The organism is Geotalea daltonii FRC-32 (assembly GCF_000022265.1).
Lineage (GTDB): Bacteria > Desulfobacterota > Desulfuromonadia > Geobacterales > Geobacteraceae > Geotalea > Geotalea daltonii.
This window is the reverse complement of record NC_011979.1, coordinates 1557243-1571456: the sequence shown is the minus strand read 5'-3', so window position 1 is coordinate 1571456 and position 14214 is coordinate 1557243. Positions and strand designations below refer to the sequence as shown.

Below are 14214 nucleotides of genomic sequence, written 5' to 3'. Positions count from 1 at the left end.
TTTATTGCTTCGGGAAATTCATGTACTCAAAAAAATTTTTCTCAAAGGCAGGGGTACCAGACAAGGGGATAACTTTGATCGCCTCAGCAAGTTTATCAAGAGAGGCAAAATCATCTGCGGCAAGGATTGAAGTTTCCACACCATGCAATGCCCCTTCATGGACAAAGCGACAGTTTTTTACCATGTTTTCACTGAAAATTCCAATATTTTTTAGGTCTTGTGAGGAAAGCACAACCCCAAAGGAGCCGGTTAGAATCACTTGCTTCAGATCCGTTTTATTCAGCCCTGCATGGGACAGCAGCACTTCGATTCCTGCACTGATAGCACTTTTTGCCAGCTGGATCTGGCGAATATCGTTTTGGCTGAGGTAGATGCAGCGGTTTGCATCACGATAGAGAACGAAAATATTCTCCCCTTGCCGTTCCTGAACATGGTTTGCCAGATTGGAGGGAATTTCTTCCGGCGCCAACAGACGGCCGGTCTCATCAACTACCCCCTGCTCAAGCATGGCAGCGAGTGCGGCGATGGCCCCTGATCCGCAGATTCCGACCGGACTGCAGTCACCGATAACATTGATTTCCGGTCTGCCTTTGTCCAGGTTGATGCGATCGATGGCACCAGGCAAGGCGACCATGCCACAGGCAAGATTACCTGCTTCAAAGGCGGGACCGGCAGCGGCAGAGGTGGCGAATATCTTTTCCCCCGCTGCCAGGGCAATCTCGCCATTTGTGCCAAGATCGAGATAAAGACAGGGATTATCATCGGTTTTGCCTTCCGTTAACGCACCGAAAAGAAAAGCGACCAGATCTCCTCCCACATACCCCCCGGGCATGGGGAGTATACGACAGTCAACATCCATTGCCCACCCCAGCTCTATGGTGCGCAGCTTCATTCCCGAAGGAAAGAGGGGCCGGTAGGGAGGAAAGGCAAGTGAATTGACGGGAAGGCCCAGGAGGAGATGTTGGATAACTGAATTACCGGCAGCTGCCATGCTGGCTATATCAGCCACATTGACACCGGCTTTGGTGCACAGCTCCGTAGCAAGGGACTCCAGCTCTCCATTGATGAGCCTGGTCATTGTCTGTGATTCTTCATGGGAACTCAGCGCTGCAGCCAGACGGGTCACCACATCAGCGCCGAATTCGCGCTGCGGATTCAGGCGGCCTGCTGAGGCCAGCCGTTCCCCGGTTACCCGATTCAAAAGGGACGCGGCAATGGTCGTCGTCCCCACATCAAAGGCCAGGGCCAGTTGTTCAGATGATCTCAATGGGGAAGTCTCCGCGCGGCAGTACCTCGCCGATGCAGACGGCAAAACAGCCGCTTTTGGCGGCACGTGCCAGAAAATTGTCTGCGGCAGAGGAGGCAAGGGAAATCAGGAGCCCGCCGGAGGTCTGGGGATCAAAGAGCGGCAGAAGCTTGTCTACCATGGTTCCGCCTTTGCCGACGAAAGGCTGGTAATAATCGCGGTTACGGTAACAGCCTGCCGGAACCAGGCCATCAGCAATCAGTGTACCAACCGGGGAGAGGATCGGAATGCTGGAAAGGCGGATGCCGATGGTCACCCCTGCACCATTGGCCATTTCGCAAGCGTGTCCGATGAGGCCGAAACCGGTAACGTCGGTGGCGGCATGGGCGCCGCATTCCACCATCAGCTCTGCGGCAACCTTGTTCAACCTGCACATCCATTCGGCAGCGTCTGTTGCATCTGCTGCAGAAATCATGTCCGCCTTTATTGCGGTCGATACAATACCTGTACCGAGCGGCTTGGTCAGGATCAGCTTGTCCCCGGGCCGTGAGGCAGAGTTCCTGATCACCCGGTCAGGATGGATCAGCCCGGTAACGGCCAAGCCATATTTCAGCTCATCGTCTTCAACCGTGTGGCCGCCGACAAGGCATGCCCCAGCCTCAGCCATGGCATCCTTGCCTCCGGCGAGAATCCGGGCAAGAATCTCGCCCGGCAGGTTGCAGGCCGGAAAGAAGGCCAGGTTCATTGCCGTCACCGGCCGCCCACCCATGGCATAGACGTCGGAAAGGGCATTGACGGCAGCTATACGGCCAAAGGTGAATGGATCGTCCACCAGCGGGGTGATGATGTCAGTGGTCTCCACCAGCGCCAGATCCTCGCCGATACGGTACACGCCCGCATCGTCGGCAGTCTCCGGACCGACGAGAAGAGCCGGGTCATCAGACTGCAGAAGACCGGCCAGAGCTTTCTCCAGGCCCGCCGGGCCCAGTTTGGCCGCTCAACCTGCCGCTTTCACCATATTGGTCAATTTTATCTTCTGCTTGGTCATTGGTTCCTGTGTGAATTCAAGGATCGGAAAGGAGCGGAGACGTACATCGGTACGTCGCACAAGTAAGCCCGCAGATTGACGCCGCCAGGGCAGAAAAGAACCCTTCCCGGACGGAAACTAAATAAGTTAAATATATACGCGCGGCACCCTCTTGCTGATCCCGCAGAATATCTCGTAGGGAATGGTGCCCGCCAACTCCGCCAGCTCTTCCGCATGGATGCAGTTGCCCTGGCCGTCGCAGCCTAACAGGGTCACCTCGTCCCCCACCTGGACTCCGGGGATGTGGGTCACATCAAGCATGATCCAGTCCATGCAGACAGTGCCGGCCACCCTTGCCCGCTGGCCACGAATCAATGCTTCACCTTTGTTGGTCAGGCCACGGTCATAACCATCGGCATAGCCTACCGGAACGCTTGCCACCAGGGTTTTACCCTGACTCACATAGCGACGGGCATAGCTTATGGAGGTATCCTGTTCAACCCATTTCAGCATGGCAACCCTGCTTTTCAGTCGCATTACCGGTTTCACATCTATTTTCCCTTTGAAGTCGGCGGAAGGCAAGGCCCCATAGAGGACAATCCCCGGACGCATCAGGTTGCAAAAGGGTAAATCCCTGCTGAAGGCAGCGGCACTGTTGGCAATGTGCACATAGGTGGGAGAGAAGCCGACTTTCTTCGCGTCTTGCAGCACCAGGGCAAAAATTTCCGCCTGCTGTGCAGTATAACGGTTACCGCTTTCATCCAGTTCGTCGGCTGAAGCAAAATGGGAAAAAATACCCTCCAGCTCGATATTTTTCAGGCCTCGCAATTCCCGCAGGAAAGCCCCGGCCTCGGCAATGGTTACGCCGAGGCGCCCCATGCCGGTGTCGACCTTGAGATGGACCTTGGCCTTGCGGTAAAGTTTTCGGGCTGTTTCATCCAAAGCCTTGGCCTGCTCCAGGCTGAAAACCGCCGTGGAAATGTTAAAGCCAACGCATTTCTTTTCCTGTCCGGGATAAATTCCTCCGAGGATCAGGATGGGGCGATCGATGCCGCTTTTGCGCAGCTGGATCCCTTCTGCCAGAAAAGCGACACCGAAGGCGGTAACTCCAAGGGATTCCAGTTCCAGGGAAATATCCATGAAACCGTGGCCATAGGCATCGGCCTTGACCACCGCCAGCAGGCCGCAACCCGGCCTGGCCACCTTTTTTACCTCAAGAAAATTGTGCCTGAGAGCGGATAAATCGATCTCGGCTATGGTAGGGCGACTGTCGATAATCAGTTTCAGACTCCATCTGCCGTAATTGACTAATTGCCTAATGGGGCGATGGAAGATTTTCTAGCACGTATCTCCGACACTGTAAAGTGAATTGCTTTTTCTCGGAAACGGCTCTTTTTGTACCTGCACAATCCATCTTGCACTCGCAATAAATCATTGACTAAACAGCAAATATATTTTAGGTTATGTGACTTTTGTATACATCCAGAAATAGCAAACAATAGAATGAGTTTGGCTGACGCTGAAATCATTTGCACTGTCCGGATTTTCAGGCGCAGAGAAAAGTGGCCAGACATAACCGATTTACCTCTGAAAAGCCGCGACCTTATTGCCGCGGCTTTTCCTGCTTTGCCCCGGCTTTTACGTTCGTAGCAGGATGTCCATGGAAAACAGAAAAGATTTTCTCCGTCTTGTAGTCGATCGGGAGTTGAATAATTCCCCCATCAGGGGAGTCTATCTGGTTACCGATGAAGGGATTCGACTTGCCGAACGGGTGAAGGTAGCCATCAACAGCGGTGTAAGCGTAGTTCAATACCGAAAGAAAACAGGGGAGCCTGGCGAAAAACTGTCCATCGGCCTGCAGCTGAAAAAACAATGTGCCGAAGCAGGCGTCACCTTTCTCGTCAATGATGATCTGGCGCTGGCCAAGGCCCTTGACGCAGACGGACTTCATCTTGGACAGGATGACGGCAGTCCGCTGGAGGCACGGCGGGAGCTTGGCCCGCGAAAGATCATCGGTGTATCCACCCACAATATGGAAGAAGCCCTCAAGGCTCAGTCCGACGGTGCCGATTACATAGGTCTGGGCGCCATGTTTCCCACCGACAGCAAGGAGATCAGCCATCTGGCCGGTCCTGAAGCATTGCCGGCAATAAAGGAACGGGTGAAACTGCCTGTCGTTGCCATAGGGGGTATCAATCGCGACAACGGCAGTCAGATAGTCGATAACGGCGCAGACGCCCTGGCGGTTATTTCGGCGATCCTGGGGCACAGGGAGCCGGGTCTGGCAGCTGCCGAACTTGCACTTCTTTTCAACCGCAGAGCACAATTCCCCCGCGGCAATGTCCTTACCATCGCCGGCAGCGATTCCGGCGGCGGGGCCGGTATTCAGGCCGACCTGAAAACCATCACCCTTCTCGGCTCCTATGGTGCGTCGGCAATGACTGCCCTCACAGCCCAGAATACCCGCGGAGTCGCAGCCATCCATGGTGTGCCTGCAGAATTCCTGGCCCAGCAACTGGATTCCGTTCTGTCCGACATCCATGTAGACGTGGTAAAGACAGGCATGCTTTTCTCTGCAGACAACATCGGCATCATCGCCGACAAGCTGCAGCAGTATGGCAAAAAGATCATCATCATAGATCCGGTGATGCTGGCCAAGGGTGGAGCAGAACTTATCGACCGGGAAGCATTGGCCATCTTCAAGAAGAGACTTCTCCCGTGCGCCTACCTGCTGACACCGAACATTCCGGAAGCTGAGAAATTGACAGGCTTCACCGTAAGCTGTGAGGATGACATGCAACGGGCTGCCAAAACCCTGCACCAGATGGGAGCCAGGAACGTACTCGTAAAAGGAGGCCATCTGGCAGAAGGAACTGCCGTGGACATCCTTTTTGACGGGAAAAACTTCAGCCAGTTTCCTGTGCCGCGCATTCTCACCAAAAACACCCATGGCACCGGCTGCACGTTGGCCTCGGCCATTTCCACATTCCTGGCCCAAGGCGAGCCGCTGCCGCAGGCGGTTGCCCGCGCCAAGGAATTCATCACCGCTGCAATAAAACTGGCCCACCCTTTAGGTAAAGGACACGGGCCGGTAAACCATTATATGGCAGCACAAAAGGTCCGCTGTCAACAAGGCGTGCCATGTCAGGAGTAACTATGGAAAAGACACAACTGGAATCTGCCCGCCAGGGCATCGTTACCAAGGAAATGAAGGAAGCAGCCCTTGCCGAAGGCATTTCCCCGGAATTCATCCGTGACGGGCTGGTTGCTGGAAATATCATCATCTGCCACAACATAAAACATGGCAATGGCCGCCCTCTGGCTGTGGGCAAAGGACTCCGCACCAAGATCAACGCCAATATCGGCAGTTCGGCCGACGATCTGGATATCGCCAAGGAACTGGAAAAGGCCAGGGTCGCTGTCAAACACGGTGCCGACGCCATCATGGACCTTTCCACCGGCGGGCCTGTGGACGAAATAAGGCGCGCCATCATAGCCGAAACTACTGCCTGCATCGGCTCGGTGCCTCTCTATCAGGCAGCGCTGGATGCTGTCCGGACCAAGAACAAGGCCATCGTCGACATGACGGTTGACGATATTTTCGAAGGAATCATCAAGCACGCCGAAGATGGCGTCGACTTCATCACCGTGCATTGCGGCGTCACCAGAAGCACTGTGGAGCGGATGCGCAACGAAGGCAGAATCATGGACGTGGTCTCCCGCGGCGGTGCATTCACCATCGAGTGGATGACCTACAACAGGAAGGAAAATCCGCTCTTCGAACACTTCGACCGGCTGCTGGAGATCACCAAGGCCTATGACATGACCCTCTCCCTCGGCGACGGCTTTCGCCCCGGCTGTCTGGCCGATGCCACCGATCGCGCCCAAATCCATGAGCTGATCCTCCTCGGCGAACTGACACAACGGGCCCAGGATTTCGGCGTCCAGGTGATGATCGAGGGCCCGGGCCACATGCCCCTAAGTCAGATCGAGGCAAATATCCAGTTGCAGAAGCGGCTCTGCCACGGCGCACCATTCTATGTGCTTGGGCCGCTGGTCACGGATATCGCCCCCGGCTATGACCACATCACCAGCGCCATCGGCGGCACCATCGCCGCTGCCGCCGGCGCCGACTTCCTCTGCTATGTCACGCCGAGCGAACACCTCCGCCTACCCACCGTCGACGATGTCCGCGAGGGAGTCATCGCCTCCCGCATCGCCGGCCATGCTGCGGATATCGTCAAAGGGGTCAAGGGCGCCATGGAGAAGGATATCCAGATGGCCCGCTGCAGGAAAAAGCTCGACTGGGAAGGGCAGTTTGCCTTGGCCATCGATCCGGAAAAAGCCCGGCGACTCCGCGCCGAATCAGGGGTTGCAGAGCATGGCGCCTGCACCATGTGCGGTGAGTTTTGTGCTTACAAGGTTATGGATGACGCCATGGAAAAACAGGCGGCCAAGGCCAAGTAAATGACCGTATGCCTGCAAATGGGTTGACTTGACGCAGGAATTGATATAATAGAATAGCTCGATTGGCCATCTTAGCTCAGTTGGTAGAGCAACTGATTCGTAATCAGTAGGTCGACGGTTCGACTCCGTTAGATGGCTCCAGTAACTACAAGGGTTTACAGCGCGCAGCTGTAAACCCTTTTTGTTTCGATGCAACGTCCCCAGTCCATGCCTCTATAAAAAGCTAAGCAGGTGTGTAGTTATGAAAAGAGGCCAATGATATTCGCTTTTATGCAATTGCCCTATATCTGCCGCGCCTACAAATACTGCCATCATCAAAATTAACCTTGAATGCACCTACCAAAAGGTTTATACAAAAGCCTTCACAGAGTATAGTAAATTAATGAAAAACTACACGTTACAGAGCAAATACAATCCAAGCAAAATTTGAATTTATTTCTTTCCTTGGGGTGGGAGACTATGGCTTGTTACATGGATGATGTTGATCGTAATATTCCTGCATTGGACGGGATTCGCGGATGGGCAATACTCATGGTGCTTTATGTACATTCCTTCGGAGTATCTGTTCCAAGTTTATCATCTCTTGACAAGGCGATGCATGAGACAAGTTTATATGGCAGGTTGGGAGTTGATTTATTCTTTGTCCTTTCCGGTTTTTTAATAACAGGCATTTTACTAAAAAGCAAAAATACAGACAGGTTCTTCATTAATTTTTTTAGTCGAAGAATCTTGCGTATCTTCCCACTGTATTATCTTGCCATAACTGGCATTTTCTTTATAACCCCGCAATTAGTCGATTATTTCAATAGCCAGTTAGCACCAAACATCCACTTGATCTACTACTCATACTTGCAGAACTTCCTGATAGTACCTGACGGTACACTTAACCAGTACTTGCTTGCACCAATGTGGTCATTGGCGGTTGAAGAACATTTTTATCTGGTCTGGCCGATTATGGTCTTCTACTGCAAACCTCAAAGCGTCGCCAGAATAGCCATAATCCTTGTGATTATCGCATTAGTCTTGAGGACAAGCCTTTTTTTCTATGCTAGAGGTTGGCGCTACTGGGCTGCCAGCTGGACATTCTGTCGGATGGATGCCATCTTAATCGGGGCATTGTTGGCCGTTTTTATTCGCTCTGGAATAAGGGAATTTCTTAATATTTGGAAATACTACTTTGCATTTCTGGCTTCAGCTATAAATATATTTGTAATTTATCTTAACTATAGATGGGCAGAAAATGGTAGCTGGTTCGCCAGCCTGAGTTTTGGTTACACACTACATGCGATTTTCTTTGTCAGTATTATCAATCTCATCCTCTTCTTACCAAAGCGCAATATATTGGTTCGCTTTTTTGATAATGGAGCATTGCGGCTATTCGGTAAGCACAGTTACTGTATTTATATCGTTCACATGGTAATTAATGCCATCCTTTGGGAACAGCTATTTAAAAATATCTCCTCAAGTTATCTCATCATTTCCTTTTCGTTTTTTTTAGCATCAATAATAGTATCGCTGCTGACATCAATAGTTATTTGGCATGCCTATGAAAAGCATTTCCTTTTGGCAAAGAGATTTTTTGAGAACAAGCCTGTGGATACGGACAGCAGAGTTGTGCCAAGATCTGTGGCTGACAACATATCCTGAAGCATCGCTTCTTCGAACCCGTCATTCCATTGATCCACTTGATCATCTGCTTTCTCTTTCCAGGGGGTTAATTCTTCGATGCAGGCACCATGGCCTCGCACGACACACGTGTCTGGCATAGGCCGCAGCCCGTCTGGTTCACGCCATACGCTTCTGCGACCGCTGCAGGAGCGGCGCCATAGACATAATCCCGACAGATGCTCTTGTTATGCCCCTGAAATGAAAGTGCTCCTGCAGGGCATCGACCGATGCAGGCACCGCAGGTTCCCTGACGGTACCAGAGGCAGTTATGGCGATAGTCAAGGGAGGTGCGCGGTGTCGGAGCAAGGGAAAGGTCGGTGATGACGCTCCCCAGTCGGTGGGCTATGCCGCGAGGGGTAATGAGGCCGTCGTTGAGGCTGAAGGTACCAAGCCCAGCGGCATAGGCTGCGTGACGCTCTGACCAGGTGGAGGCAATACCGATGGGAGTCTCGTCAATCTGCCGCCAACCCGGTGCCAGTTGGGGGGCCACGGCCCGGTGCCCCTGTTCTTCCAGCCAAGCTACCAGGTGGCGACGCAGCGATGAGTTGAAGGCCTCGCCACTGTTGCGGGTCACCGCCCATTCACGGGAGGGCCACTGCTCCTCCTGCCGGTTGGTTTCCCTGGTGACACGGCTGATCGGCAACACCCAGCTGATGACCGTTTTCGCTCCCGGTAAGATTTCGGCTGGAGAATGATGAAAGGGGCCGATGATCCGTTTGTACTCCACAAAGAGTGAATCGGCGGCGGAAGCAAAACCGATCAGCGGTTCGTCAAAGTAAGGAGCCCGGTTGCCGGAAAGGCGGTTACCCGGATCGTCACGGACAAAACTGCGTATGAGGTCGATAATGGTCTTTTCCATAGCGCCTCCTGCACTAAAACCGCTAGAAATTGATCACCCGGTCCAGGTCGGCAATGAGATCCTCCGTCTCCTCCAGCCCCACGGACAGCCGCACCAGGTTGTCCGTTATCCCCCGGGAAGCACGCTCCTCTGCAGGCATGGCCGCATGGGACATCTTCGGCGGGTAGGAGATGATCGATTCGACGCCACCGAGGCTGACGGCAAAGGCTGCACATTCCATTTTCTCAAGCAGGCGGTGGGTCAGTTCCACCGTTTCCAGTTTGAAGGACAACACCGCCCCCGGCCCCGCCGACTGGGACTTGTGCACCCCATACCCCGGGTGCTGTTCCAGGCCGGGATAAAAAACTTCCGTCACCCGTCGCTGCTGGGTCAGCCAATTGGCCACGCTGAATGCGCTCTTCTGGCTCTCATCCATCCTGACCCGCAGAGTTTTCAGACCGCGCAGCACCAGCCAGCAATCCTGTGGGCCGAGTATCGCACCGAAGGCGTTCTGGATGAACTTGATTTGCTTGCCAAGCCCTTCGTCCTTCACCACGGCAAAACCGCAGATGACGTCGCTGTGGCCGTTTAGAAATTTGGTGCCACTGTGGAGGACGATGTCACAGCCCAGATCCAAGGGCCTCTGCAGGTAAGGAGTCATGAAGGTATTATCCACCAGGGTGAGCAGGCCTCGCTCCTTGGCCAGATCCACAGCAGCCCGGAGGTCTGTAATCTTCAGCAGTGGATTTGAAGGCGTTTCCAGGTAGATGGCTTTGGTGGCGGGAGTGATGGCTTCGGCAATTCTCGCCGGATCAGTGGCATCCACGAAAGTCGATTGGATGCCCAAGCGCGTGAAAAGGGTGGTCAGTACCCTGAAGGCGCCGCCGTAGACATCTTCGCAGACGACCAGATGGTCGCCGGGGGAAAAGAGCAATAGCACCGAGGAGATAGCCGCCATCCCCGAGGCGAAGGCAAAGCCGTGGCTGCCGTTTTCCAGTAGCGCCACCGTCTCCTCCAGTGCATCCCGGGTGGGGTTGCCCGAGCGGGCATAGTCGTACTTGCCGAAATGGTCAACAGACTCCTGGGCGAAGGTGGAGACTTGGTAGATAGGCACCGACAGCCCCTTTGCGTATGGATCGATGCTATGCTTGTTGTGAATGATCTGCGTGCCGAACTTCATGCTTCCCCCTTTTCTTCCTGTGCAAAGGCCTGTTCCAGATCTGCAATGAGATCGTTGACATCTTCGATTCCCACCGACAGCCGCAACAGTACATTATTGATGCCCAACCTGGCTCTTATCTCGGCCTTTATATCGGCATGGGTCTGCAACTCGGGGAAGGTGATCAAGGTCTCCACCCCGCCAAGGCTTTCCGCAAAGGAGATCAAACGCGTCTTGAGCAGCAGCGTCTCCACCAATGCCGGATCGGTTACCTCGAAGGCTATCATGGCGCCGAATCCTCGAGCCTGGCCTTTCAATAGATCATGACCTGCATGTCCTGCAAGCCCCGGATAATGAACTTTTGCCACCGTTGGGTGTCCCTCCAGCCAGGATGCCAGGGCAGCTGCATTTTCCTGCTGCCGGTCCATCCTGACGCTCAGAGTTTTCATGCCGCGGATCACCAGCCATGAATCCTGGGGTCCCAGCACGGCACCGACCGAGTTCTGCAGGAAATAAATGCGCTCAGCGAGCTGGGGATCTTTCGCCACAACGAGACCGGCAATGGTGTCATTATGACCTGCCAGGTATTTGGAGGCGCTGTAAACGGTGATGTCCGCCCCAAGGTCCAGTGGCCGGAGCAGGTATGGCGTCAGAAAAGTATTGTCGACGATGCAGAGCAGCTGCCGCTCCCGGCAGAGGTTGCTCAAAGCCCTAATGTCCGCCACCTTCAGCAGCGGATTGGTCAGAGATTCAACGAAGAGTGCCTTGGTATTGGGCTTAAGAGCTGCCGCCACCTCGTCCAGGGAGGAAGTATCCACATAGGTGAACTCCAGGCCGTACTGGTGGAAGATCTGCTCGAAGAGTCGGTAAGTGCCGCCGTACAGGTCCTCTGTGACGATCAGGTGGTCGCCACGCTGAAACAGCATGAGCAGGTTAGTTATCGCTGCCATCCCCGAGGCATAGGCAAAACCCCTCGCCCCCCCATCGAGACGGGCAATGCCCTCTTCCAATGCCTGCCTGGTCGGATTGCCCGAGCGGCTGTAGTCATAGCCGGTACTCTGCCCCAGTCCGGGATGCCTGAAAGTTGCAGTCTGATAAATGGGAACGGTAACCGCCCCCGTCCTTGAATCCCAATCCAGCCCAATCTGTACTGCCTCTGTCGAAATGTGCATCGCGTCACCCCCATTTAATTTATTCACCAGTGCGGAGAACCGTAATTTATCTGCCGCAATGAAAAAATCCCCTTCCGGGGCAGGAAGAGGATTCTGGTGATGTTCTTCTCTTCCTTATCTCCCGAAACCTAAGTTTCGCAGGATTTGGCACCTTCCCTTTGCAGGGGGTTGCCGCGACGTCACAGGGCCGGTCCCTCAGTCGCTCTTGATAAGAATGTTATTCGGTTGTTTGTTTACTAATTCACTTGCAACAAAGCGTACTGATACACTATCAATGTGATAGTCTTGTGTCAATGTATTTTTTGCTTTATTTCTGGACCCGAACCTTGTCCTTCAAAAAGACGACAAAGGCGCCGCTCCCCCCCATCTGCCGAGGGGCCGGGGCGAATTCGGCGACCATTTCCTTTCCCTTGTCGCGCAGCCAGCCGGCAACAGCCGCTTGCAACACGGGCTCGCCGGAAGAGTTGTTTCCTTTTCCGGTAATAACCAGGACTGCCTTCTGTGCGCGATTATAGGCGCCTGTCACGAATCGAGCCAAGCTTTCCACTGCCTCATCCCTGGTCAGGCCATGAAGATCCAGCTGAAAGTCGATGCGGATCGTCCCACGCCTGAGCTGCCGCAGCCTGTTTTGGTTCAAGGGCCGCAGGGGTTCCACATCATCGGGCAACTCATCCTGAAAGACCACATCCATTTCCAGCTTTTCCAACGCCTTGAGAAAGACCTTCCTTTCGCTATCGTCAATCCGCTGTACAACTGGCGGTTTCGATGGAACAGCTTTACCTGAAGTCTTTGTATTTTCGTCCATTCTCCGCACATCGGCCACTTCACGGAGAAACAGAGTCAGATCATCGTCAACGGCAGGCGGTGGTTCAGTTGCTGGCGGAGGAGACACCGGCTTTTTGGAGTCAGTGGCTGGTTTCGCCTCGATGCCTTTCAGTGATTTGAAGGGGTTATGGGAGAAGTTTCCTTCTTTCGGCAAAGGCTGCTTTTTTTCTTTTTTCATCCAGTTGCAGAGGGAGCCGAAGACGGGCCCTTATCCTTTCAGTTATTTTCACAATGCAGGTGCACCTACTCCTTTGGTACAAGGATGATCTCGATCCGCCTGTTCTTTGCTTTACCTTCACGGGAATCATTGGCGGCAACCGGTTTGAATTCCCCGTAGGCAATAGCCGACAGGTTGAGCGGATCAATGCCCTGTTGCTGCAGATAACGGGTTACATTTATGGCACGAGCGGCGGAAAGTTCCCAATTGGTCTGGTATTTTTTCGCCAGGGCACCGCCTATCTGGTCATTGTCCGTATGGCCCTCGATGCGGATAGACTTGTCCTTGATGTTTTTCAGGATATCGATTACCTTCTGCAGGACAATGAGTCCTTCCGGCTTGATTTCTGCCTTTCCGGAGTCAAAGAGAACAGCGTCCACCATATTGACGGTCAGCTTCCCCTTGAGCTCAGAGATGGTCACCTGACCCTGGGAAATCTCACTCTTCATTTTTTCCAGCAGATCCTCATATGTCTTGCTGGTTTTCTGTACCTCTTCTTCCTTTGCTTTCTTCAGGTTTGCTATCTCGTCCTTCAGCCTGGCATTCTCAGTCTCCAGGTCGGTCACCTTCTGCCTCAGCTCTGATATATTCTTTGACAAGGTATCCGATTTGGCCTTGAGCACCTTGTCCAGTTCCTTGTTATCGGCTGCAAGTTTTTCCTTGTCCTTGTTGGCTGCAGCCAAATCCTTCGTCAGCTTGCTCACCGATGACTTCAATATCTCATTTTCTGCCGACAGGGCATCGTATTGCTGCTGCAGCGATGTCAGGCTCTTGTTCAGCGATTCCGCCTCTTCCACCTTCTTCAGATATTTGCCCTCGCCCACCAGGCAACCTGACAGACAGAGAGAAAGCAGCGACACCGTTACCATCAAGCAGACTCTTCTCAACATGATCAACCTCCTCCTTTTATGGGTGACAGTCAACCACCCTCTACGCAAAAACATGCAGCCATGGACAATTGATATAAAGCACCAGTTGGCAAATGAACTGACCCCAGAGACAAGATGCCACCAGGAGAACCGGCATCTCCCGGCAGGTTTCTCAAAATATCAAGAAGATGTATCCGCGTCGTCGACAAACTCCTTAAGAGCGTCCGCTTCCTCTTGGCCATCTGTGGCACGTTTTTCACAGAGCACCGAATCCATGTCGATCCTTTTGAAACTGAGGCCAATACCGGTATCAGTCCTGCGTACAACTGTCGCCGGAATGGTAAAGGAAAATTTCTCCTCAGACCCCTTGAAGTTTATGCTGACCTTTACCGGTTCATTTACGGCAATGACCTGAGTGGTCTTGACAAATAATCCTTTTAGACTAAGGTCTGCCACTTCCCCCGTGAAGGTCACATTATTATAGGTAATATGAGCGTCAGCCTTGAAACTGAACCGATCGAATTTTCTTTGCGTCACAAAAAGTCCTTTCCTCACCCATGCCTTGGGTCTACGTTAAAACGTTGCCAGATTACCACATCTTTTTTTAAAGCGAAAGGAAGAGTTATCCCTTCTAATGTCACCCAAGAAGTCATTATTTTGACTTCTTGGGTGACATTGAAATGAATCTAATGGGATAATTTTCTACGTCTGCACCTAATAAATACC

12 protein-coding genes, 1 tRNA gene and 1 riboswitch are annotated in these 14214 nt (G+C 53.1%); of the genes, 4 read left to right on the top strand and 9 right to left on the bottom strand.

What is annotated here, in order from left to right; all coding sequences use genetic code 11:
* Position 1 precedes the first annotated feature (1 nt).
* The 3 genes from GEOB_RS07075 to alr form a co-directional block, all read right to left on the bottom strand.
* Complete coding sequence (locus GEOB_RS07075) at positions 2 to 1267, bottom strand: ASKHA domain-containing protein (RefSeq protein WP_012646510.1); 1266 nt, start codon at positions 1265 to 1267, stop codon at positions 2 to 4.
* Positions 1254 to 2294 carry a selenide, water dikinase SelD gene (selD, locus tag GEOB_RS07070; protein ID WP_012646509.1) on the bottom strand — a complete coding sequence of 347 codons (1041 nt, stop codon included), beginning with the start codon at positions 2292 to 2294 and terminating at the stop codon, positions 1254 to 1256. Before selD ends, GEOB_RS07075 begins: the two co-directional genes overlap by 14 nt.
* A gap of 126 nt (positions 2295 to 2420) precedes the next feature.
* Positions 2421 to 3548, bottom strand: a complete 1128-nt coding sequence (gene alr, locus GEOB_RS07065) for an alanine racemase (protein ID WP_041267088.1) — start codon at positions 3546 to 3548, stop codon at positions 2421 to 2423.
* Between the two features lie 385 nt (positions 3549 to 3933).
* Here alr and thiD point away from each other — a divergent pair, with 385 nt between their 5' ends.
* The 4 genes from thiD to GEOB_RS07045 all read left to right on the top strand — a co-directional run bounded on the left by thiD (position 3934) and on the right by GEOB_RS07045 (position 8387).
* Positions 3934 to 5427 (top strand): bifunctional hydroxymethylpyrimidine kinase/phosphomethylpyrimidine kinase, encoded by a 1494-nt coding sequence (gene thiD / locus GEOB_RS07060; protein WP_012646507.1) that lies wholly within the window; start codon positions 3934 to 3936, stop codon positions 5425 to 5427.
* A 2-nt stretch (positions 5428 to 5429) separates the two neighbouring features.
* The gene (gene thiC, locus GEOB_RS07055) at positions 5430 to 6740 is read left to right on the top strand and encodes a phosphomethylpyrimidine synthase ThiC (RefSeq protein ID WP_012646506.1); all 1311 of its coding nucleotides are present in this window, start codon (positions 5430 to 5432) and stop codon (positions 6738 to 6740) included.
* Positions 6741 to 6805: 65 nt separating this feature from the next.
* Positions 6806 to 6881 (top strand) — tRNA-Thr (locus GEOB_RS07050).
* A gap of 330 nt (positions 6882 to 7211) precedes the next feature.
* The gene (locus GEOB_RS07045) at positions 7212 to 8387 is read left to right on the top strand and encodes an acyltransferase family protein (RefSeq protein ID WP_195892563.1); all 1176 of its coding nucleotides are present in this window, start codon (positions 7212 to 7214) and stop codon (positions 8385 to 8387) included.
* A 67-nt stretch (positions 8388 to 8454) separates the two neighbouring features.
* Here GEOB_RS07045 and GEOB_RS07040 read toward each other — a convergent pair whose 3' ends face one another.
* From GEOB_RS07040 to GEOB_RS07015, 6 genes are all read right to left on the bottom strand, one after another.
* Positions 8455 to 9267: an epoxyqueuosine reductase gene (locus tag GEOB_RS07040; RefSeq protein WP_012646504.1), complete on the bottom strand. Its 813-nt coding sequence runs from the start codon at positions 9265 to 9267 to the stop codon at positions 8455 to 8457.
* Positions 9268 to 9289: 22 nt separating this feature from the next.
* Positions 9290 to 10426 carry a trans-sulfuration enzyme family protein gene (locus GEOB_RS07035; protein WP_012646503.1) on the bottom strand — a complete coding sequence of 379 codons (1137 nt, stop codon included), beginning with the start codon at positions 10424 to 10426 and terminating at the stop codon, positions 9290 to 9292.
* Positions 10423 to 11577 (bottom strand): trans-sulfuration enzyme family protein, encoded by a 1155-nt coding sequence (locus GEOB_RS07030; RefSeq protein ID WP_012646502.1) that lies wholly within the window; start codon positions 11575 to 11577, stop codon positions 10423 to 10425. Before GEOB_RS07030 ends, GEOB_RS07035 begins: the two co-directional genes overlap by 4 nt.
* A 111-nt stretch (positions 11578 to 11688) precedes the next feature.
* Positions 11689 to 11792, bottom strand: a riboswitch (SAM riboswitch).
* Positions 11793 to 11884: 92 nt separating this feature from the next.
* On the bottom strand, positions 11885 to 12580 hold the full coding sequence (locus tag GEOB_RS07025; RefSeq protein WP_012646501.1) for a Smr/MutS family protein: 696 nt from the start codon (positions 12578 to 12580) through the stop codon (positions 11885 to 11887).
* Positions 12581 to 12645: 65 nt separating this feature from the next.
* Positions 12646 to 13509 carry an OmpA/MotB family protein gene (locus GEOB_RS07020; RefSeq protein ID WP_012646500.1) on the bottom strand — a complete coding sequence of 288 codons (864 nt, stop codon included), beginning with the start codon at positions 13507 to 13509 and terminating at the stop codon, positions 12646 to 12648.
* Positions 13510 to 13668: 159 nt separating this feature from the next.
* Positions 13669 to 14025 (bottom strand): PilZ domain-containing protein, encoded by a 357-nt coding sequence (locus GEOB_RS07015; RefSeq protein WP_012646499.1) that lies wholly within the window; start codon positions 14023 to 14025, stop codon positions 13669 to 13671.
* Positions 14026 to 14214 lie beyond the last annotated feature (189 nt).

Excerpts from the sequence above, each read along its gene's own strand:
- GEOB_RS07035 (WP_012646503.1), bottom strand. The coding sequence starts at position 10,426 with ATGAAGTTCGGCACGCAGATCATTCACAACAAGCATAGCATCGATCCA.
- GEOB_RS07030 (WP_012646502.1), bottom strand. The coding sequence starts at position 11,577 with ATGCACATTTCGACAGAGGCAGTACAGATTGGGCTGGATTGGGATTCA.
- thiC (WP_012646506.1), top strand. The coding sequence starts at position 5,430 with ATGGAAAAGACACAACTGGAATCTGCCCGCCAGGGCATCGTTACCAAG.
- GEOB_RS07045 (WP_195892563.1), top strand. The coding sequence starts at position 7,212 with ATGGATGATGTTGATCGTAATATTCCTGCATTGGACGGGATTCGCGGA.
- GEOB_RS07040 (WP_012646504.1), bottom strand. The coding sequence starts at position 9,267 with ATGGAAAAGACCATTATCGACCTCATACGCAGTTTTGTCCGTGACGAT.
- GEOB_RS07020 (WP_012646500.1), bottom strand. The coding sequence starts at position 13,509 with ATGTTGAGAAGAGTCTGCTTGATGGTAACGGTGTCGCTGCTTTCTCTC.
- thiD (WP_012646507.1), top strand. The coding sequence starts at position 3,934 with ATGGAAAACAGAAAAGATTTTCTCCGTCTTGTAGTCGATCGGGAGTTG.
- GEOB_RS07025 (WP_012646501.1), bottom strand. The coding sequence starts at position 12,580 with ATGAAAAAAGAAAAAAAGCAGCCTTTGCCGAAAGAAGGAAACTTCTCC.